The organism is Nitratifractor salsuginis DSM 16511, from assembly GCF_000186245.1.
Lineage (GTDB): Bacteria > Campylobacterota > Campylobacteria > Campylobacterales > Sulfurovaceae > Nitratifractor > Nitratifractor salsuginis.
In genome coordinates this window covers 1774739-1792303 of the sequence record NC_014935.1, presented here as the reverse complement: position 1 = coordinate 1792303, position 17565 = coordinate 1774739, and the positions used below count along the sequence as shown (strand labels likewise).

Below are 17565 nucleotides of genomic sequence, written 5' to 3'. Positions count from 1 at the left end.
TCCTCCTTTTGATTAGATGATGCAGCGCAGGACTTTGCCCACGATCTGGAACGTGCTCTGGTCCCCCGGACGGACCTTCCAGCTCTTATACTCCGGGTTTTTGGAGATGATCTCCAGCACGTCCTCTTCCGGGTTGAACTGCAAGAGCTTGACCATCAATTCGTTTGAGTAATTGATGACATAGAGCCCGTCTACCGTGTATTCTATCGCATCTTCGTAGATCACCCAGCTGTCGGGGTAGAGCATAGGGACCATCGAGTATCCATCGACTTGCATCAGACGGATGGGGCCTTTGGGCGGGGCCTTGAAGATGATAGAGTCCAGGACCGCTTTTCTGCCGGTGGTGAAAACGTCGATGCTCTCGATGTTGTTTCCAGTACCTGCGGCTGCCTTGACGCTCATCACTTCGGCGGTGATCGCGTGCTTGAGCACGGCAGCGTCTTCGATCTCATCGAGGTACCGGAAGGGGTCTTTGCGGACCTCCTCTTTGGCGATCTTGTGACGTTTTGAGGGGTCGAAAAGATCCTGTTCCGTGACCCCAAGAGCACTGGCAAAATAGGGGACGAGCCATAGCTGTATACCTCGTCCTTCTGACAGCTTTGCATAGAGTGTCTTTTCTGCTGGTGGCTTCTTGCCATCTGCTTCAACCAACTCTCTCACTCGTGCGATCACATCCTTTTTGTTTCGGGGCGGGATCATCGCTTTAATATTTTTCACAACATCCATTTTGAAGCCTTTGGATAATTCTACAAATTGTAGCGTTTCAAATTCTCCGAAACAGAGAAAAACTTAAGCCCCCTCTAATTCTTCATTTCGTAGAATACACCTATGGAACAAAGAAAAATTATTTTTAACGAGCTTGTTCGTCACGGCTATTCAGACAAGGCTGCATATTCGCACCTTCGGGGTGAGAGGAAACCAAAATACAGTGTGATCCTCGATCTCCACCGTCGTGGGATCGTGCCTTTCGATGCCTGGCTCGACATCAGATCCTACTTGAATGGTAACGGATCACCCGCCAAACCCTCAAGAGCAAAGAGCCCGAAAAATACACCAAAGGACGCAGCATGAAAGAAGAAATCCGGGTGCTAGAGGCAAGGATCGAGGCGCTGGAAAAGCGTTTGGAGAAGTTGGAGCGGAGAGCCACGTCTACAATCACCCCGGAAGAGGTGAAGGCAGCGGTGGATAGGGCTATTGAGGGCTATCTGGAAAAGGAGTGTTCTTGATGGCCTCTCGTACTGCCTTTAAGACTTCGCTTCTTTGTTGGTCGTTCAGCGGCATTTCTTTGGCAGCAAATGCGGCCTCTACAGCTGCAATGGATGCCTCAATAGATAGCCGGGCCAAATATTCAACTATCTCCTTGTTCATTGTGTCCTCCTGTGGTTTTGGTTTGTGTGGCAGCTCCATTTTACCGCAGGAGAGCAGAGCGAACAGAAAGGACGCAGCATGATAGATGATCTCTTCGACACAGACGAGCTTCCGGTAGCCGAAATCTACCGCACAGCCCAACGGGTCGTAAAAGACTATATGAACCGCGAATGCAAAAAGATCGAATGGGTCGCGTCTCAACTCGGCACGACAAGGGGTTATCTCTATGCGTCTCTCGATCCGCATCAGACCCATAAGCCTCTGAGCGTGGATCGTGCGCTGGAGATTTGCCGGCTAACCGGAGACGCCCGCATAGTTGAGGCGATGGCCCGAGAGCTTGGCTACACCCTCTGCAAGCCTGGAGACCTCAGAGACAAGGGCGCCGAACCGATGGAGGTCGTCGTGACCGTGCTGGGGATGGAGGAGCTTCATGGAGACCTGGCCAAAACGGTCAAAGAGGCGGTGAAAGACGGCGTGCTTGATGAAGATGAAAAAGAGGAGATCAGAAAGCGGGCGTATGAGCTCAGAAAGCAAGCGGCTGAACTGGAGAAGGCTCTAGGCTGATCCGTCTCGTTGAGCTGCTTACGGGCGGCTCATAGGGCGGATACCCGGCACACGTCCTGCCAGACACCGGGAATCCTACACACCAAACAGGTGCTCTGTAATTTTACCAGAGCCGTCAACCGATACACGGGAGAGAGGGTTTTTGGGGAAAGGCTCTCTCCTCTTTCCCGTGTGTTCCTTCCCCAAAGGATTGAATATGACGACACAATCACAATCAGCAGCGATACTCAAACACATGATGGACGGGCGATCCATCTCCCAGATCGAAACCGAGATGGTCACTAACAAGATCACAGGCAAGCGTTTCGCCCGCTACTACATGACAGACGAAGAGATCGCGCGGGTCAAGGAGGCAGCGGCATGAGCATCAAATCGGTTATGAAGGCGCTCAATCAGCAGCCAATCGCATACTACCCGATCTATCGGAAAATCACCGGCTCTACAACTGCCGGAGTTCTCCTATCCCAACTTATCTACTGGCTTCAACAGAAGGACAAGATCTACAAGACAGATGCCAAGATAATGGAAGAAACGCTCCTGACAAAAAAGGAGCTTGAGAATGCCAAAAAGATACTTAAAACGCTTCCATTTATTTCGATTACCAGAGAAGGTGTTCCCGCAAAAACCTACTACGAAATTGATTGGGAAAAGCTCTATGAAGCGATCGAGGCTGGGGAAACAAGTATCCCCGAAAGGGGGAAACTAGATTCCACCAATGGGGGAAACTGTACTCCCCGAAAGGGGGAAACTATTAATGATAAATCTTTTGATAGAGACTACACAGAGACTACAGCAGAGACTACTCCCCCCAAATCCCCCCAGGGGGAAGAGATCCCCGAAAAGCTCCAGGAATGGATCAGCTATCGCAAAGAAATTAAAAAGCCGATCAAGGCCATTACCGTCAAAAAGCTGCTCGAGGATTACAAAGCCGATCCCGCAGGTTTTGCCGAAAAGGTGGATTTCTCGATAGCCAACGGCTACCAGGGGCTCTTTGCCCCGAGTAAGCCGACAACGAGCACTCAACACGGGGGACCGCAAAAAGGCTCACTCGGTTGGATGATTGAGAATGGGATGATCGATGAAGAAGGAGCGGCAGATGCAGAAGTCATTGATTAGCCTCGCCAATGTCGCGGGCCTCGATATCAACAATGCCCAGCACACCGTGGCTATTGCCGATGCAGTCAAAGGAATCTCCGACATCGAGGACTTCATTGAGTATGTCCGTGTACATAAGGCTGGGATCGAGTATGCGACAAAAACGGAGCGCCTGGACATCCTGGCCAGTCGATACAAGCAGGAAGCCGCAGCCGCTGCCGTGAGTAAAGACGCTGCGACATTCTCCTCCAGGCTCGCAGAGAAAGTGAAGATGGTCCGAACAGCGATCAAGAACGAGTGGGCCGAAGGGCGTCACGCGATGCTTGCAAACGTCCGCGACAAAGAGACGGGGGCCCCATTCTTCACGGACAAAGAGCTCCGGGCCCTTGTCGCAGTTGCCGGCTCAACACTGGCCGTCATAGAGATGTCTGAACGGGATACGTTGCAGGAGGCGCTTGAGCGGATGTTCATCGCGCGCAAGACTCAGAAGCGGATCGCCAATACAAGCGCAGCCGTGAGAAAGCTTGTTGAAAAGGTAAGGGCATGAGAATGAGCAAACAAGCCCTGGCCGACTATCGTGCGTGGCTATTCGACAATCACCCCGTCTGCCAGGTGTGCGGGATGGAGATGGCACAGGAGGCACACCATAGCAAGTATGGCTATTTCGGGGCCAAAAAGGACGACCGGAGCCTAGTGGCCGTATGCCGGGAGTGTCACTATCAGATCCACCACGGCCGGCGTGGAGTCTGCAAGAGCCGTAAAGAGATCGAGGAGATCGGAGAGGCGAATTGGACCGAATACCAGAATGCGGAGGCGATGGCGTGAAGATCAGCACACGATTCCAGCGCTTTTTCTTCGGAGTGGTTTGCCCCCAACTTAAGCGGGGGGCTATCGAAAGGTTCAAACAGACTGGAAAGGGAATGGGCTACGTGAACCCATATACCAAGGAGCGCATCTATTTCGATATGCGGAAAGTTGACGACGAGGCCGTCTACCAATTTCTGAAACTCGTCAACCCGAGCTACCCACGCGATGAAACCGGGATCACCCCAATGAGCACAAAGAGGATCGACTCGACCGAGATGACAAAGCACATCAACTGGATAGAGCGGTGGGCTGGGCTCAACGGAATAGAACTTCCATACGTGGCAGAAGAGTGGGAGAAGATACTCATTGAGGCTGGGATACAAAAGGAGGCGGCGTGAGACACAAATATCGGGCAAAGAAGATCACTATCGACGGCTACACATTCGACTCTAGAGCAGAGGGCAGACGCTATCAAGAGCTCAGGTTGCTAGAGAGAGCAGGGAAGATCCAGGACCTGCAGCTTCAGCCGGTGTTCTACCTGGCCGAGCGCTACAAGATCGCGACCAACACGACCAAGAACGGGAAGAGCACAGTCGGGGGGCTCAAGTACACGGCGGATTTCCAATACGTTCAGGATGGGCGCATGGTGGTGGAGGATGTGAAAGGCATGGTCACGACCGACTACAACATGCGCAAAAAGCTCTTTATGGCGAAGATGGCCGGGAAAGTTGACGTGTTCCGTGAGGTGAGGGGGCATACAGTGAATGAGTGGTATCTCGATACGGTGGAGGCGGTATGAATATTTCAATAGAACTTGAAGGAATCGAAAAGATCAAGCGGAGCTTTGATCCAAAGGTCTTTAGGAAAGCTCTGCGCAGCACGATGAGCGAATCCGGCAAGAAATTCAAGACCTCGGCCGTCAAGGATGTGCGCGAGATCTATAATGTGTCAGCTAAAGCCCTGAAGTCCAGAATCAGGGCCAAGCTTGTCACCCCCGAGAGGTATGAATTTGCCGTGCAGGGGCGTACTATCAACCTAATACACTTCGGCGCTAGTCGTCTCAAGCGTGGGGGGATATCTGTATTGGTGAGGAAAGATCGCGGGCGTAAGAAGATTAGGAATGCATTCATCACACGGGACAGTCACGGGTCACTACGTGTCTTTATGCGCAAAGGGGAAGCCCGTCTGCCCATCGAGGCAAAGAACAGTCTCTCTATTCCGCAGATGTTTAACGAGAAGATCGTGGAGAAAAACATTAGGGAGATAGAGGAGTTTTTCCCGAAACGTCTTATGCACAATATTGACTACCATTTGGGGAAGCTCAAATGAGCGGGTCCTCCTGTGTTTTGGGTCCCCGGCGGGGCTCGCGAACCCCGGAAAACGCGCAGTTTTGGCGCTTAAAAAACACTAAAGTTTCCCAGGGTGTGGAGGTACCCCTACGGGGTAAAACTTTAGCGGGGGTAAAGTTTTGAGCAAAAAGTTTATGACGGCTAAAGAAATTAGGGCGAAGCTCAAGGCCGACGGGGTTGCTGATTATAAGGAAAGCCGCTTCAGTCAACTAGTGGCGCAGGGTCGAATTCCGTACCACATCCCTCCCGGCGAAAAAAGGAAGCGATACATCTACGAAGAGGTAAAGCGGGCAGTCCTCGGCAACTGCACTCCGAAGACTGAGCTCAGGGCCAAGGCCGCCCCCAAAAAGCATGAGGAAGAGATAGCGGAGGCCAAGAAGCTGAAAGAAGAGGCCGAGCTTGCTGGCATCCTTGATGTCGCGATAGACCTTGACACCGCCACGCTTAATGAGGTCAAGATATTCAAAGAATATATTTTGGCTCTAAAGAATCGAGCTGAATACGCTGAAACAGTTGGGGCCCTGGTGAGAAGAGAAGAGGTTAATCGCCACGTAATGGAGGCTGGGATCTCTATAAAGTCGGCCCTTATGTCTATGCCGTCACGGCTGGCATCACGATTAGTGGAAATTGACGACCCCAGAGAAATGGAAGCGGTGCTCATGGAAGAGGTTGTGGATGCGCTCTCCAATCTATCTAAGGCATTCTTGTGAGCAAAGAGCTAGTCGAAAACGGGTTCGGTATTTCATTCAAGCCGGACCCAATCATTCCAATAGACGAATGGTCCGATACATATCGAATCCTTCCGTCCGAATCCAGCGCAGAGCCTGGGCGATATCGAACAGATCGAATGCCATATCTCAAGGAAATTGCCAGAGAGCTGTCCCCCCAATCCCCAACGCAGCGGGTCAGCGTGATGAAGGGGGTTCAGCTGGGGTTCACCGAGCTGGCAAACAATATGATCTTCACCTATGCCGACCTCTACCCCTGCCCGATGCTGATGATCCTGCCAACGGAGTCGCTGGCGCAGACCCACGCGTCGGATAAGCTCTGGCCCTCTATCGAAAAGACCCCCAGGATCGCCGAGAAAATCTACCCAAGGAAAAAAGACGGGGGATCTTCAAAGCTGGATATTCGCTTCCCAGGCGGGAACCTACGGATCGCCTACGCGTTCACCACTTCCACTTTTGCCTCTGTGTCCCGCCGGGTCGTGATAAAAGACGACCTCGATCGTTGGCCGGACGACGTAAAAGGGGAGGGGAACCCTTCGGCCCTGGCTGATAAGCGGGCCGATGCGTTCCCCAACAAGAAAATTTATGCCAACTCATCGCCTACACTGCTCAAGACATCGAAAATCTACCGCGAGTATATGGATGGCTCCCAGGCAGTTTATGACGTGCCGTGTCCGCATTGTGGGGAGATGTTTGACCTAAATAAAGATCGTTTTGTCTATGAGTGGGACACAGAACACTATAAGCTCACCGGGGCGGTGATGTGCGAGTGCCCTCATTGCGGGGAGAAGATCCCCGAAACCAAAAAGCACGTGATGACGAAGGACGGGAAGTGGCGCCACAAATATCCGGATCGGCTCCATAAAAGCTACCGCATCCCGTCGTGGTACTCCCCGTTTTTGCCCTGGACAGACATCGTGCAGGAGTACTTGACCGCGCTTAAGGTGCAGGACGAGGGCATCGTTGACGATATGAAGACCTGGGTGAACACCCGGGAAGCGTGGGTCTGGGAAGAGGAGATCCACGCCACGCAGGACATCGAGATATTGAAACTCCGGGCAGATACGCCTGAGGCGGTGGTCCCGCCGCGTACTGCGCTCCTGACAATGGCGGTGGATGTGCAGGTGGATCACTTCTGGTTCGAGATCCGTGCCTACCAATACGGAAATGCGAAACGGACGATCCGATATGGGAGGGTGGAAACATGGACCGACATCGAGGACCTTTTTCGTGCGCACTATCTTGACGAAAAGGGTCAGCCCTATGCGGTGAAAGTCTGTGCCATCGACTCGGGATATCGGACGGATGAAGTGTATGAATTTTGTGCGATGAACCTTGATGTAGCGATCCCGGTCAAGGGGGTAGAAAAGATGACGGTCCCCTACAAGGTGACGACGGTGACGAAAGAAAAGGACGGGCGGAGCTTCACCACCGGACTGAAGCTCTACCTGCTCAATACGATGTACTACAAAGATATGTTCGATGCTCAGATCAAGCGTTCCCTGGCTCTGGAGGAGAAGGGGCAGCTCCTAAGCAGTGATAACGTCGTAACGCTCCACTCCGAAGCGGACGGGACGATCGCGGAGCAGTGGACCAGCGAATACAAAGCGGAGGAGGTGAACAAAAAGACGGGTGCGGTGAAGATGTCGTGGAGGAAGATCAGGCCGAAAGCCCCGAACCACCTGTGGGACTGCGGGGTCTACAACACATTCCTGGGTGATTTGATGGGGGTGAAGTTTTTGAGGCCGAAGCCTGTCGTGAAACGGGAGAGAAAAGCGCGGGCGAGTAATCCCGCATCCAACTACATGGACGAATTTTAAGGAGGGGAAATGGCGAGACCGAGAAAGAAAAACATCTGGGAAGGGAAAATCTCAGCACACATCACGCTGAGAGAGGACACAAACCTCGTCATCGTCGAGCTTGCGAAGGATCTCAATATCTCAAAAGGGGAAGTCGTGGAGCGGGCGATCGTTGACGCCGATATGTTTAGGAAGAAGATGGAGGAGCTCAAAGAAAAAGGGTTTTTTACTTAAGTATTTTTTTTCTCATAAAGTCGGGATACTACGAAAAAAGGGGCAATAGTGGCGAGGACTCTCGGCGAACAACTCGATAACGTCCAGGAAGCCATCTTCAAATTGGAGAGTGGGCGGGCGGCATCGTATGAGATCGAGGGTCGGAAAATGACCTACCACGATCTATCTACCCTGTACCGTCGGGAATCCGATCTATTGCGCCGCATTGAAAAGTATGGCCGCGACTATATCCCCGGCCAGAACGCCAAACCACTATCGAGGATCGCGCTTGTCTCTTTTTCGTAGGCTCTTACCGAAGCGATGGCAGAAGCGCGCCTTCTACGAAGGGGGGCGCGTCACCCGCGCCAACCGTGATTTTTGGAATGCCACCAGCCCTTTCGAGGTGACGGCCTCTCCCGACCGGGATCGGCTTCGGGCACGCGCCAGATGGTTGAGAGCCAACAACCCCATTATGGCCAACATCGACCGGACCATCGTCAACAATGTCGTAGGCCACGGGATCGGGTTGCAGTCAAAGACCGGGGACACACGGGTCGATAGTGAGATCGAGGCGAAATGGAAACAGGCGGCGGGCCGTGGCGGGCTCGACATAACCGGCAGGCTCACTCTAACCGATATGCTTCGTCTCATCGTCGAAACGCGAATGGTGGACGGGGAGATCCTGGCCTACAAGCGCCTGAGTAAAGATCGAGCCAGGCCGTTTACTCTCCAACTCATCGAGGCGGACCGCTTCAATAAATTTCACGCAGATATGAACATCATCGACGGAGTGGAGATCGACGACGACGGCCGTGTCGTCGCTTATCACATTTTCGACGGCGGGGATTATCAACAGACGAGTTTTTCAGATGTCGCCCTGCCGGCAGAAGATGTGATCAACTACTACAAACAGGAGCGGGCCACCCAGTATCGGGGGATCAGCGAATATGCCCAGGCGATCATCGACATCAAGAATTTTTCAGCCTATCAGTCGGCCACTGTAGCGGCGGCCAGGGCACGGGCGAATATCGCCTACTACGTGGAGAAAGAGGGGCCCATTGGTCCATCCATAGGCGTGCATGACGACCCGGACGATACTGACCGCAAGATCCAGGAGATCAACGGGGTGATGGTTCACTACCTCGATCGCGGGGAGAAGATCGGGAAACTCGACCCGGATATGGTGGGCGACAATTACGCTAATTTCGTGCGTATGACGGTGCGGATGCTGGCCAACGCACGGAATATCAGTTATGAGCTTGCTTTCCGCGATTTCTCCCAGGTCAATTTCTCAAGCGCGAGGGCCTCTATCATTCAGGACAACAAGCGCTTCGATGCGGAACAGCGGCACCTCGTCGAGTATTTCCTCGAGCCCGTCTTCGAGGCGTGGGTCGAGGCCAATGTGCTGGCTGGCAATTTCCGCTCCATCACCCCGGCGGCCTGGGCGCGGGACAGCTCCAGATTTGTCAAACCTCGGTGGGTGATGCCAAAGCGGGAGTGGGTCGATCCGCTCAAAGATATGAAGGCAGTAGAGCTGGAGCTCAAACTTGGGCTGACGACGCGTACCGAAGTGGCCGCCAGTCGAGGTATGGACTTCGAGGAGCTGCTGATGCAGCAGAAAAAAGAGCAGGAGCTCATGAGCAAATACGGAATAGGAGGCGAGAGTGCCCAGGAGAATTGACAAGAAAAAACTGACCGAAAAGGCGATGGAGCGGCGGGCAGGTTTCGATGCGTCGTTGATCGACGTGGAGAACCGGACGATCCCGTTTATCCTGATTTCACGCGATAACGCAGGAGAGCGGGTGGACTGGTGGAGCGGTGAGACCTACATCGAACAGCTCGACCCCAACGGGGCGAATACCGAGCGGCTCAAGACCTTTTTCAAGGACCACAACCGCTCCGTGGATTCGGCGATCGGGAAAGTGCAGAACGTCCGCGTAGAAAACGGGGAGCTCAAAGCCGATGTGGTCTTCGGTCCCTCTCCCGAAGCCGAGGCGGTCTTCGAAAAATATCGCGACGGCATCCTCACCGATGTCTCCATCGGCTACCGGGTCAACACCGTCACCCTCGAAGAGCGAAAGGACGAGCCGGACATCGTAACGATCACCGACTTCGACATCCTCGAGCTTTCGGCGGTGGGGGTCGGTTTCGATCAGGGCGCGACCGTGGGTCGTCAACTCAATACACAAGGAGAAAACATGACAAAAGAACAGATCGAACGCCTCCGTGATCTGGAGGCGATGAAAGAGCGCAACGAGGAGCTGGAGCGTGAGCTCCAGAGCCTCCGCGCATTGGCCGCAAAATCCGAAGAGGGCGACGATCAGATCCGTGCCGAACTGGACGAGATGAAGCGGCGCGAAGCGATCCGCGACATCGCTACCAAATTCGCGGCCGATCAGGAGACCCTGGAGCGGTTTTTGAGCGACAAGACCAAAACCGCCAACGACCTGAGCATGCACCTGCTGGAGCAGCGCTCCGCCCAGCAGCCCAGAGTCCACGCCGGACGCAATAGTGATCAGCGCCACGACGATATGGTCCGCGCGATGGCTGACGGCCTGCTGATGCGCCACGGTGTCACCCCCAAAGACGCGCATAAAGACGCAGAGATGTTCCGGGGAATGAGCGTGCAGAATATGGTGCGCCAGATCTCCGGTCTTGGACTCACCGCGAGCGAGCAGGATCTCGTCCGGGCAATGACCACCAGCGACTTCCCCAAGATTTTGGCAAACGTCCAGAACAAGGTGGTCCAGGAGTCCTTCGAGTCCGCGCCCGTCACGTTCCGCGAGTGGACGCAGGCGGTCGAGTTCCGGGACTTCAAACCTCGCACCGAGGTCAGAAAGGGTAGCTTCGGCGCAGACTTCAAGCGGGTCAAAGAGCTGGGTCGGACACAGTATGTCGAAAAGGGCGAAACCGGACTGACCTGGGGGATCGAGAGCTTCGGAGCCCGCTTCGCGTTTACCCGGGAGCTGCTTATCAACGATGATCTCTCTATCTTCATCGACGATCTGCGCGATATGGTCGAGCAGGTGGCCGTGTTCCAGAACCGCCGCGTCTACCAGATGCTTGAAGGCACCGGCGAGTACAAGGACTACACGATGGAGGATGGCAAGCCGATCTTCGATGCAGCTCACAACAACTATGATGCCAGCGGTGCCGCCCCAAGTGTCTCCACCATCTCGGCTGCGCGTACCCGGATGATGCGGCAAAAAGATTTCGACGGTCGCCAGCTGCGCATCCTGCCCAAATTCGTCATCGTGCCCCCCGAGCTCGAGACTGCGACCTACCAGCTGCTCAACTCCACAGCCAACCCCGAGGCGAACAACTCCGGCACCGTCAACCCGGTCCGCAACCTCTATACGCCCATCACGGATATGGAGCTGAGCAATCCCGATGCCTGGTACATGGCTGCCGCACGCAAGACGATCAAAGTCGGATATCTCCAAGGCTCCAATCAGCGGCCCATCGTCGAAGAGGTTGGGCGCAGCCCCATCGACGGTATCGAGTATCAGTTGGTCTTCGACTTCGGCCTTGTCGCCGAGGATTTCCGTGGACTCTACAAGAACGCAGGTACGTCAACCAAATAAGGGGTGAAAGATGACAAAACAAGCACGAATCACACAGCAGGCTGATCGCGTCCAGATGACGCTGAACACCGACGTAGCCGTCGGGGATATGGTCGCCATCGGAGCCGATCGGATCGCCGTTGCGGGCACCACCGCCCTGGCAGGCGAAGAGAATGTCTACTACGTGGGCGATGTGGTCGTAGAGGCCACCGCTTCCGAGGCTATCGCCGTTGGGGATACCGTCTATCTGACATCTGACGGGAAAATCTCCAAAACCGCTGACGGCAATACCCGCGCGGGCTTTGCCGTTTCCGCTGCGGCCGCTGCAGGGGATAGCGTCTCTTTTGTTCTGAACGGATAAGAGATGCGTACCGTAACGCTCAAAGAGCCTCGCATCATCGCGGGTCGGGAGATGTCGGGCGTCGTCACGCTCCACGACGATCTGGCCGCGCGGCTCATTTTGGCCGGGCTTGCTAATGATGAAGTCATCAAGCCTGGTGACGGCTTGGAGGATCTGACCGTCAAAGAGCTCAAGGCCCTGGCAGAAGAGCGGGGCATCGATCTCAGCGACGCCAAAAAGAAACAAGAGATCATCGAGGCCATCCGTGGCGTTCAAAGATAACCTGGGAGAGGACATCGACACATTCCTCTCCCCCGACGATTTCGGTGAGAGCGCCGCAATCGACGGCAAAACGGTCAACGTCCAATTCTTCGAAAAGAGCGATCTTCTTTTTGAATATCGACAATCCAGCTACGACTCACCGAGCGGCGGGGTTGAATCCGCCTCCCCATTCATCCTGGCGAAAAGATCGGATATCCCGGACATAAAAACCGGGGACACGATCACGGTCAGAGGCACGCAATACGCGGTGAATGACATCCAGTATAAGCGCTCCGACATTGTGAAGCTGGTGCTAACTGAGAGACGGGACAAACCGTTTAATACTTAAGTATTTTTTTTCTCGAAAAACAGGGAGAATAAACAATGACACGACGGCAAGAGGTGATCGACGCGATCAAGACAAGGATCTCGGCGATCAGTCCAGAGGCTGGAAACAGCTACACGCCCAAAGCTTACGAATGGATGGTGGGCCCGCTGGAATATGCGGACCTTCCGGCGGTCATTGTCCGGGATACGTCAGATGACGTGAGCGACAACGGAGACGGCTCGATGGGCCACTCCCTGAAAGTGGAGATCGAGCTCTATGTAGCCGATGCCGACGCTGAGCGAATGCGCGGAATGGCCCAAGAGCTGCTGCGCGCTTTGAGGGTCGAGGATTTCGGCGATCCGGTGCCGGTGGGCGACTTTTTTCAGCTCACCGGCGTGGAGATGGAGCTTGAGCAGCTCGAAAAAAAGGTAGGTGTCGTTCGCATCGACACTACTGTGAAATACCAGACCCTTGATTGGAGTCTGTAATGGAGAATGGATCAATGCCTCACAAGGACCCCACATCATATTCCTGGATCACTTATGCCTGGGTTATCGCCCTAGCGACGTGGGGCGGCGTAACGCACAACATTCGCAAACTTCGCACAGGGATGATTACCAGATTCAGTATTTCTGAACTCGTCGGAGACATTGCAATCAGCGGGTTTATCGGAGTTTTGACGTTTTGGCTCTGTGAAGCGGCTGGGTTTACGGAGCTTTGGACCGCTTTTTTGGTCGGCATCACGTCGCATATGGGCACCCGCGGGCTTATGGCCCTCGAAGATATGGCGGCGAAAAAGATCGGAGTGAGCGCCCCACCCAGAAAGGACGGGGAAAATGATTAATCTCCGGCTACTTATGTATGGAGTAGCCGCTACGATCATTTTTGCTATTGCCGGCCGCTATATGTGGCTCAGCCACGAGGTGGAAGAACAACGCAAAAACAACGAGGCGCTGAAGCTGGACCGTGACAATTCGGTCATTTCCGCCAGGGCAAAAGCCCAAATCGAGGCAGAAGACAAAAGGGTGAGAGATGAGATCAATCGCACTATCGGTGATCGGGTTGATTATGACCGGCTGTGGTAATACTCCGCGCCCGGTCCTCCACCCCGTCGTCCCAAAACTTCGGGGTCCCGTCAAATGCGGCGATATCAGAATCGAGCGGCAGAATGGGCATGTCGTCGTCAATCAAGACGACGCAAAGTGCATCGACGCGGCCCTTCGTGTTTGTATCTCTGACCGCAAAAAACTCATCTATGCAAATAGAGCAAATGTTGCGCAAATGAAGCGCGCGATGGGAAAGCGATAATGTTCGGAACCGTCTGCGAGATCGACAAAGAGCGCGGCTTCGTCAAGCTCGACGTGCTGGGCCGGGTGACGAATTGGCTCCCCTGTGTCCAAAGCACGCCTGCTATTGGGCAGCAGGTGGCGTTCATCGAATATGACAATGACGGCACCGGGGTCGTCCTGGGCTCTCTTTCCCGCACAGACGGCTCACCTGTGTCTCTCCACATCGGGGGGATAGACGTGAGCATCGACGGGGCGACGATCACGGTAAAAGCAGACACCAGCTACACCGGGGATATCGCCATCAAAGGCAATGTGAGCATCGACGGCGATCTCACACTCACCGGCGGGGTTACGGATAGCCGTGGCGACCTGACAAACTTTAGCACAACAGATGGAGCGAAACGAGCATGATGATCGATGTAGTGGGTGCCACGCAGCAAGCCGGATACATCATCGACCCTGCCGAGGAAATTTGCAGGGTGCTCATCACCCGCAAAGGCTCCATCCCGATGAATCCCGGCTATGGCTCCGATCTATGGAAATACCGCGACCGGATGCCCATCGGTGAGGTGAAACTCGGGATCATCGCCGAAACCTACGAGGCGATCGAAGCCAACGTCTCACGCGTGCGGCCGATCCGTGTGCAGGTCAACGGCGACAGCTCCGGTAAATGGTCGCTGAAAGTCTGGGTAGAGGAGGTGCGCAATGTCGCTGCCTGATCTGGTACCTCCTCTCAGCTATGAAGAGATCCTGGAGGCGAATGTGCGCCGGGCCAAGGAGATGCTGCCCGGATACATCCCCGCGCAGGGGGATGATGTGATGCTTGTTCTCCAGGCGTTCAGCTATCGGGAGCTTCTGCTGCGCAATTTGATCGATCAAAACACCCGGGCGAACTTCCTCAGCACCGCAGAGGGGGCCTATCTGGATCATCTGGCAGAGACCCGCTACGGGCTTTATCGGCTCCAGGGCTCGAAGCCCTACACGACGGCGACATTTTCGCTCTCTAAGCCCCTCGATTACGACGTGGTGATCCCAGAGGGCTATCAGCTCACCGAGGATGGTGGGATCTATTTCGCTCACACCGCGACCGAAGCGGTCATCAAAGCGGGGGAGACGGAAACCACGGTGACGGTGATCCTCGACAAAGAGGTTGCGTCCAGCCCGGTGAAAACAGAGATCCCCGTGTCCCCGTTGCCCTATCTCTCCGTCAAACAAAACGGCGACTACGACCACGGCGGAGATCCTGAGACGGACGAAGAGTTTAGAGAGCGCATCCGCGTAAGCCTCTCGGACAAATCAACAGCCGGGGCGAAAAACACCTACATCAGCTACACGCTGGGAGCCGATGAGCGAATCAGCGACGTGACCGCCTATATGCCCTCTCCCGGGGTGGTGCGGGTGATCTATTATGCGCCGGAAATGGACAGCGTGATGCAGAGCCGCGTTGTCGAAGCACTCAACGCCGACGACGTGCGGCCTCTCACCGATCAGGTGCAGGTGGCCTCCGCCACGGTCGTCACCGTTGATGTGACCGCCAAACTCTACACCCGCCGCAATGTAGACCGGGCCAAAGCGGTGGCGGCGGCTACGGAGAGTGTCACCGCGCTTTTTGCCAATCCCCAGATCGGGCGGGACGTGCCCATATCTCGGATCATCCGGGCATTGATGGTGGATGGTGTGGAGGATGTGGAGGTCACGGCCCCATCCGGCACGCTGACAATCGGCACGGAAGAGGTGGCGGTGCTGGGAAATGTGGGCATATCAGCAGAGGAGAGTGGCGATGTGTACTGATCTGCTGCCTCTCAACATCGACCCGAGAATCAACACGCTTGACCGTTTGGGCTGTGAGCGGCTCGAAGCTCTCCAGATCGCGGCAGATGAATTGCTGAACATCGGCGATCCGATGCGGGTGGACGCGCGCTATCTCGATGCTCTGGCTGAAGATATGCAGACCTATTTTCTCACCGGGGAGGAGGCGGAGGATCAGAAGCGTCGGGCGATCGCCAATAGCTTTCAGATCCACCGCAAAAAGGGCACGCCGTGGGCGCTGACGCAGGCGTTTGGAGCGCTTGATATGGGGGCGAGAATCGAGGAATGGTTTGACTACGACGGAGAGCCCTACCATTTTCGACTCGATTTGTCACCAACCGACAAACAGATCACGATCGAATTGCGCGACAAGCTGCTCGAATCGGTGAATGACCTCAAAAATGTTCGTAGCACCATCGATGAGCTGGTGCTCTCATATCTCAATGTCCATACCGTTGCAGTATCTGCTGGGGCCGTCGGGGAAAGTTGCTCGACCGCTGAGCCAATCAATGGCTACACAATAGAAGCCGCTTCCACCCTGAGCGCCTATGCCGGCGCGGTGGGCGAGGCATCAATTACAATCCGAGGAGGAGCCTATGAGTAACCCAGTCGGGCAGACATTGATCACGGCGGACGGGATTAACGCGCTTGAGCAGGCGCACGGAACGGGGAGATCGATCAAGCCCAAATATTTCAGATTTAGCGACGTCTCTGTCTCGGCACTCGATCCGATGATGAGCGCCGCAGACTTCAACGGATGGATCACGCGGGACATTTCGCTCTATCGCCAGATCGCCGACGATACGATCGAATTTGTCCTGGATGTGGAGCCGACCGAGGCGGCGTATTATGCGAAATTGGCGGGGATTTTTCTCGATGACGGCACACTTTTTGCGATTGCGAAACCTCCGTTCCCGTTCCCGCCGATGCTGCGTCAGACCTTCAAGATTCAGCTCAGCTACCAGAACGCCAGCGAGCTGATGGATTTTCGGTATTTGCCCCACTATGAGACGGAGCAGGATCTAGCCCTGCTCGACGTGTCGGTCACGCTGGGGCTTCAGACCATTGAGAACGCCCGTGAGATCGGGCTACTCAAATCAAAATTAGGAGCTAATTGATGAATCTCGTGGATTTGCAGCAAAAAATCGACAACTACGTGAGCGTTGTCAGCTCGTGGGTGAGGAATGTGGGGAAATTGTATTTTTCCTCCACCCCGGAAAATGTCGATGTGAAGCTCATCGACGATAGCGGTGCGGTTGTCACTAGAACAATGCCCAATGTGGCTCAATTCAGGAAACGCGTGTGGGACGATGTAGGTGGCGCGCTGGGACAGTTCGATAGGACGTTCTATGTAGATGCGGCAAACGGCAGTGACGACAATGATGGAAGTAGCGGCACCCCCTTCCAAACCATCAAAAAAGCTTGTGACAGTGTGCCGGTCGGGGGGCACGGCAGAATTGTTTTGAGAGAAAAACAGACTCATTATATTGCTGAGGGCATCGTTACGACGAACAAAATCCTCGAATTTGCCACGTGGATGGAACAGTCTGATAGCAATGACAATGCGTGGATCGAAAATATCCCGTCAGACGACGGGAATGGCAATACCCGGACCACCGGATTCATCCAAAAGGGCGGGTGCCACATTTTTGGGAACGTCAACATCCGAACCGCAAATTATGCCGACGGCACAACCGGGTTGAGCATTATTGAGGGACTATATAGACGGGCCGACAACGGAACGTACAACACTATGTTCTACGACTGTGCGATCGAATTGGGTGATACAAATCTGATTCACGTGCCCACGGGTCCGAACGCCACGACTCATGCATATTTGTATGGCTCTGAAATCACAAGGAATGGGCCGAATAGAGATGCATATTTGATCCAGAATGACGCGGGGAGCATTGTCGTCAACACACACGCCTCTTCGTACAAACTGAGTGATGGCAGTGATGGAAGTCTGGTGGATTTTGTGGCGGGACAAATTGTCAAAGATGCGAACGGTGTGCCGCTGAATATCGTGTCAAACGTAAGTTTTGAATAAGG

At 54.5% G+C, this 17565-nt stretch carries 29 protein-coding genes; 28 read left to right on the top strand and 1 reads right to left on the bottom strand.

Annotation, left to right across the window (positions count from 1 at the left end; all coding sequences use genetic code 11):
- Positions 1-12: 12 nt before the first annotated feature.
- Positions 13-717, bottom strand: a complete 705-nt coding sequence (locus NITSA_RS10960; protein ID WP_148224972.1) for a S24 family peptidase — start codon at positions 715-717, stop codon at positions 13-15.
- Between the two features lie 111 nt (positions 718-828).
- Here NITSA_RS10960 and NITSA_RS11330 point away from each other — a divergent pair, with 111 nt between their 5' ends.
- The 28 genes from NITSA_RS11330 (at position 829) to NITSA_RS08985 (ending at position 17563) form a co-directional block, all read left to right on the top strand.
- Complete coding sequence (locus NITSA_RS11330) at positions 829-1071, top strand: hypothetical protein (RefSeq protein ID WP_148224971.1); 243 nt, start codon at positions 829-831, stop codon at positions 1069-1071.
- The gene (locus NITSA_RS11445; protein ID WP_013554734.1) at positions 1068-1226 is read left to right on the top strand and encodes a DUF5320 domain-containing protein; all 159 of its coding nucleotides are present in this window, start codon (positions 1068-1070) and stop codon (positions 1224-1226) included. Before NITSA_RS11330 ends, NITSA_RS11445 begins: the two co-directional genes overlap by 4 nt.
- Before the next feature lie 220 nt (positions 1227-1446).
- Entirely contained in the window at positions 1447-1932 is a 486-nt protein-coding gene (locus tag NITSA_RS09105) for a phage regulatory CII family protein (RefSeq protein ID WP_013554733.1), read from the top strand.
- A 196-nt stretch (positions 1933-2128) separates the two neighbouring features.
- The gene (locus tag NITSA_RS11440) at positions 2129-2296 is read left to right on the top strand and encodes a hypothetical protein (RefSeq protein WP_013554732.1); all 168 of its coding nucleotides are present in this window, start codon (positions 2129-2131) and stop codon (positions 2294-2296) included.
- Positions 2293-3048 carry a hypothetical protein gene (locus NITSA_RS09100; RefSeq protein ID WP_013554731.1) on the top strand — a complete coding sequence of 252 codons (756 nt, stop codon included), beginning with the start codon at positions 2293-2295 and terminating at the stop codon, positions 3046-3048. The genes NITSA_RS11440 and NITSA_RS09100 overlap by 4 nt, the downstream gene beginning before the upstream one ends.
- Entirely contained in the window at positions 3029-3574 is a 546-nt protein-coding gene (locus NITSA_RS09095) for a hypothetical protein (RefSeq protein WP_013554730.1), read from the top strand. Before NITSA_RS09100 ends, NITSA_RS09095 begins: the two co-directional genes overlap by 20 nt.
- A gap of 2 nt (positions 3575-3576) precedes the next feature.
- Positions 3577-3852 (top strand): HNH endonuclease signature motif containing protein, encoded by a 276-nt coding sequence (locus tag NITSA_RS09090; RefSeq protein WP_013554729.1) that lies wholly within the window; start codon positions 3577-3579, stop codon positions 3850-3852.
- Positions 3849-4232, top strand: coding sequence for a hypothetical protein (locus tag NITSA_RS09085; RefSeq protein ID WP_013554728.1), 384 nt, complete (start codon positions 3849-3851; stop codon positions 4230-4232). Before NITSA_RS09090 ends, NITSA_RS09085 begins: the two co-directional genes overlap by 4 nt.
- Positions 4229-4633 (top strand): DUF1064 domain-containing protein, encoded by a 405-nt coding sequence (locus tag NITSA_RS09080; protein ID WP_013554727.1) that lies wholly within the window; start codon positions 4229-4231, stop codon positions 4631-4633. Before NITSA_RS09085 ends, NITSA_RS09080 begins: the two co-directional genes overlap by 4 nt.
- Entirely contained in the window at positions 4630-5163 is a 534-nt protein-coding gene (locus NITSA_RS09075) for a phage tail protein (protein WP_013554726.1), read from the top strand. Before NITSA_RS09080 ends, NITSA_RS09075 begins: the two co-directional genes overlap by 4 nt.
- Before the next feature lie 154 nt (positions 5164-5317).
- Positions 5318-5893, top strand: a complete 576-nt coding sequence (locus tag NITSA_RS09070) for a hypothetical protein (RefSeq protein ID WP_013554725.1) — start codon at positions 5318-5320, stop codon at positions 5891-5893.
- Between the two features lie 137 nt (positions 5894-6030).
- Positions 6031-7731, top strand: a complete 1701-nt coding sequence (locus NITSA_RS09065) for a terminase gpA endonuclease subunit (protein WP_245526296.1) — start codon at positions 6031-6033, stop codon at positions 7729-7731.
- Between the two features lie 9 nt (positions 7732-7740).
- Positions 7741-7944, top strand: a complete 204-nt coding sequence (locus NITSA_RS09060; protein WP_013554723.1) for a hypothetical protein — start codon at positions 7741-7743, stop codon at positions 7942-7944.
- Positions 7945-7992: 48 nt separating this feature from the next.
- The gene (locus NITSA_RS11435) at positions 7993-8229 is read left to right on the top strand and encodes a hypothetical protein (protein WP_013554722.1); all 237 of its coding nucleotides are present in this window, start codon (positions 7993-7995) and stop codon (positions 8227-8229) included.
- Positions 8213-9604: a phage portal protein gene (locus tag NITSA_RS09050; protein WP_013554721.1), complete on the top strand. Its 1392-nt coding sequence runs from the start codon at positions 8213-8215 to the stop codon at positions 9602-9604. The genes NITSA_RS11435 and NITSA_RS09050 overlap by 17 nt, the downstream gene beginning before the upstream one ends.
- Positions 9588-11507: a phage major capsid protein gene (locus NITSA_RS09045; protein WP_013554720.1), complete on the top strand. Its 1920-nt coding sequence runs from the start codon at positions 9588-9590 to the stop codon at positions 11505-11507. The genes NITSA_RS09050 and NITSA_RS09045 overlap by 17 nt, the downstream gene beginning before the upstream one ends.
- Before the next feature lie 10 nt (positions 11508-11517).
- On the top strand, positions 11518-11847 hold the full coding sequence (locus NITSA_RS09040) for a DUF2190 family protein (protein ID WP_013554719.1): 330 nt from the start codon (positions 11518-11520) through the stop codon (positions 11845-11847).
- 3 nt (positions 11848-11850) lie between these two features.
- Positions 11851-12108, top strand: a complete 258-nt coding sequence (locus NITSA_RS09035) for a Rho termination factor N-terminal domain-containing protein (RefSeq protein WP_013554718.1) — start codon at positions 11851-11853, stop codon at positions 12106-12108.
- Positions 12092-12436 carry a head-tail joining protein gene (locus tag NITSA_RS09030; protein ID WP_013554717.1) on the top strand — a complete coding sequence of 115 codons (345 nt, stop codon included), beginning with the start codon at positions 12092-12094 and terminating at the stop codon, positions 12434-12436. The genes NITSA_RS09035 and NITSA_RS09030 overlap by 17 nt, the downstream gene beginning before the upstream one ends.
- Before the next feature lie 35 nt (positions 12437-12471).
- Positions 12472-12903, top strand: coding sequence for a hypothetical protein (locus tag NITSA_RS09025; protein WP_013554716.1), 432 nt, complete (start codon positions 12472-12474; stop codon positions 12901-12903).
- Between the two features lie 14 nt (positions 12904-12917).
- Entirely contained in the window at positions 12918-13259 is a 342-nt protein-coding gene (locus tag NITSA_RS09020; protein WP_013554715.1) for a phage holin family protein, read from the top strand.
- Complete coding sequence (locus tag NITSA_RS09015; RefSeq protein WP_013554714.1) at positions 13252-13500, top strand: hypothetical protein; 249 nt, start codon at positions 13252-13254, stop codon at positions 13498-13500. The genes NITSA_RS09020 and NITSA_RS09015 overlap by 8 nt, the downstream gene beginning before the upstream one ends.
- 222 nt (positions 13501-13722) lie before the next feature.
- Entirely contained in the window at positions 13723-14115 is a 393-nt protein-coding gene (locus NITSA_RS09010; RefSeq protein WP_013554712.1) for a baseplate assembly protein v, read from the top strand.
- On the top strand, positions 14112-14423 hold the full coding sequence (locus tag NITSA_RS09005; RefSeq protein ID WP_013554711.1) for a hypothetical protein: 312 nt from the start codon (positions 14112-14114) through the stop codon (positions 14421-14423). Before NITSA_RS09010 ends, NITSA_RS09005 begins: the two co-directional genes overlap by 4 nt.
- The gene (locus tag NITSA_RS09000; protein ID WP_013554710.1) at positions 14410-15495 is read left to right on the top strand and encodes a baseplate J/gp47 family protein; all 1086 of its coding nucleotides are present in this window, start codon (positions 14410-14412) and stop codon (positions 15493-15495) included. The genes NITSA_RS09005 and NITSA_RS09000 overlap by 14 nt, the downstream gene beginning before the upstream one ends.
- Positions 15485-16117, top strand: a complete 633-nt coding sequence (locus NITSA_RS08995) for a phage tail protein (RefSeq protein WP_013554709.1) — start codon at positions 15485-15487, stop codon at positions 16115-16117. The genes NITSA_RS09000 and NITSA_RS08995 overlap by 11 nt, the downstream gene beginning before the upstream one ends.
- On the top strand, positions 16110-16631 hold the full coding sequence (locus NITSA_RS08990; protein WP_013554708.1) for a hypothetical protein: 522 nt from the start codon (positions 16110-16112) through the stop codon (positions 16629-16631). Before NITSA_RS08995 ends, NITSA_RS08990 begins: the two co-directional genes overlap by 8 nt.
- Complete coding sequence (locus tag NITSA_RS08985; RefSeq protein ID WP_013554707.1) at positions 16631-17563, top strand: hypothetical protein; 933 nt, start codon at positions 16631-16633, stop codon at positions 17561-17563. Before NITSA_RS08990 ends, NITSA_RS08985 begins: the two co-directional genes overlap by 1 nt.
- Positions 17564-17565: the final 2 nt, after the last annotated feature.

Coding starts and splice junctions, on each gene's coding strand:
- NITSA_RS09035 (WP_013554718.1), top strand. CDS start 11,851: ATGCGTACCGTAACGCTCAAAGAGCCTCGCATCATCGCGGGTCGGGAG.
- NITSA_RS11445 (WP_013554734.1), top strand. CDS start 1,068: ATGAAAGAAGAAATCCGGGTGCTAGAGGCAAGGATCGAGGCGCTGGAA.
- NITSA_RS08995 (WP_013554709.1), top strand. CDS start 15,485: ATGTGTACTGATCTGCTGCCTCTCAACATCGACCCGAGAATCAACACG.
- NITSA_RS11330 (WP_148224971.1), top strand. CDS start 829: ATGGAACAAAGAAAAATTATTTTTAACGAGCTTGTTCGTCACGGCTAT.
- NITSA_RS09015 (WP_013554714.1), top strand. CDS start 13,252: ATGATTAATCTCCGGCTACTTATGTATGGAGTAGCCGCTACGATCATT.
- NITSA_RS09040 (WP_013554719.1), top strand. CDS start 11,518: ATGACAAAACAAGCACGAATCACACAGCAGGCTGATCGCGTCCAGATG.
- NITSA_RS09075 (WP_013554726.1), top strand. CDS start 4,630: ATGAATATTTCAATAGAACTTGAAGGAATCGAAAAGATCAAGCGGAGC.
- NITSA_RS11440 (WP_013554732.1), top strand. CDS start 2,129: ATGACGACACAATCACAATCAGCAGCGATACTCAAACACATGATGGAC.
- NITSA_RS09105 (WP_013554733.1), top strand. CDS start 1,447: ATGATAGATGATCTCTTCGACACAGACGAGCTTCCGGTAGCCGAAATC.
- NITSA_RS09005 (WP_013554711.1), top strand. CDS start 14,112: ATGATGATCGATGTAGTGGGTGCCACGCAGCAAGCCGGATACATCATC.
- NITSA_RS09095 (WP_013554730.1), top strand. CDS start 3,029: ATGCAGAAGTCATTGATTAGCCTCGCCAATGTCGCGGGCCTCGATATC.
- NITSA_RS08990 (WP_013554708.1), top strand. CDS start 16,110: ATGAGTAACCCAGTCGGGCAGACATTGATCACGGCGGACGGGATTAAC.
- NITSA_RS09020 (WP_013554715.1), top strand. CDS start 12,918: ATGCCTCACAAGGACCCCACATCATATTCCTGGATCACTTATGCCTGG.
- NITSA_RS08985 (WP_013554707.1), top strand. CDS start 16,631: ATGAATCTCGTGGATTTGCAGCAAAAAATCGACAACTACGTGAGCGTT.
- NITSA_RS09090 (WP_013554729.1), top strand. CDS start 3,577: ATGAGCAAACAAGCCCTGGCCGACTATCGTGCGTGGCTATTCGACAAT.
- NITSA_RS09070 (WP_013554725.1), top strand. CDS start 5,318: ATGACGGCTAAAGAAATTAGGGCGAAGCTCAAGGCCGACGGGGTTGCT.
- NITSA_RS09065 (WP_245526296.1), top strand. CDS start 6,031: ATGCCATATCTCAAGGAAATTGCCAGAGAGCTGTCCCCCCAATCCCCA.
- NITSA_RS09060 (WP_013554723.1), top strand. CDS start 7,741: ATGGCGAGACCGAGAAAGAAAAACATCTGGGAAGGGAAAATCTCAGCA.
- NITSA_RS09100 (WP_013554731.1), top strand. CDS start 2,293: ATGAGCATCAAATCGGTTATGAAGGCGCTCAATCAGCAGCCAATCGCA.
- NITSA_RS09025 (WP_013554716.1), top strand. CDS start 12,472: ATGACACGACGGCAAGAGGTGATCGACGCGATCAAGACAAGGATCTCG.
- NITSA_RS09010 (WP_013554712.1), top strand. CDS start 13,723: ATGTTCGGAACCGTCTGCGAGATCGACAAAGAGCGCGGCTTCGTCAAG.
- NITSA_RS09000 (WP_013554710.1), top strand. CDS start 14,410: ATGTCGCTGCCTGATCTGGTACCTCCTCTCAGCTATGAAGAGATCCTG.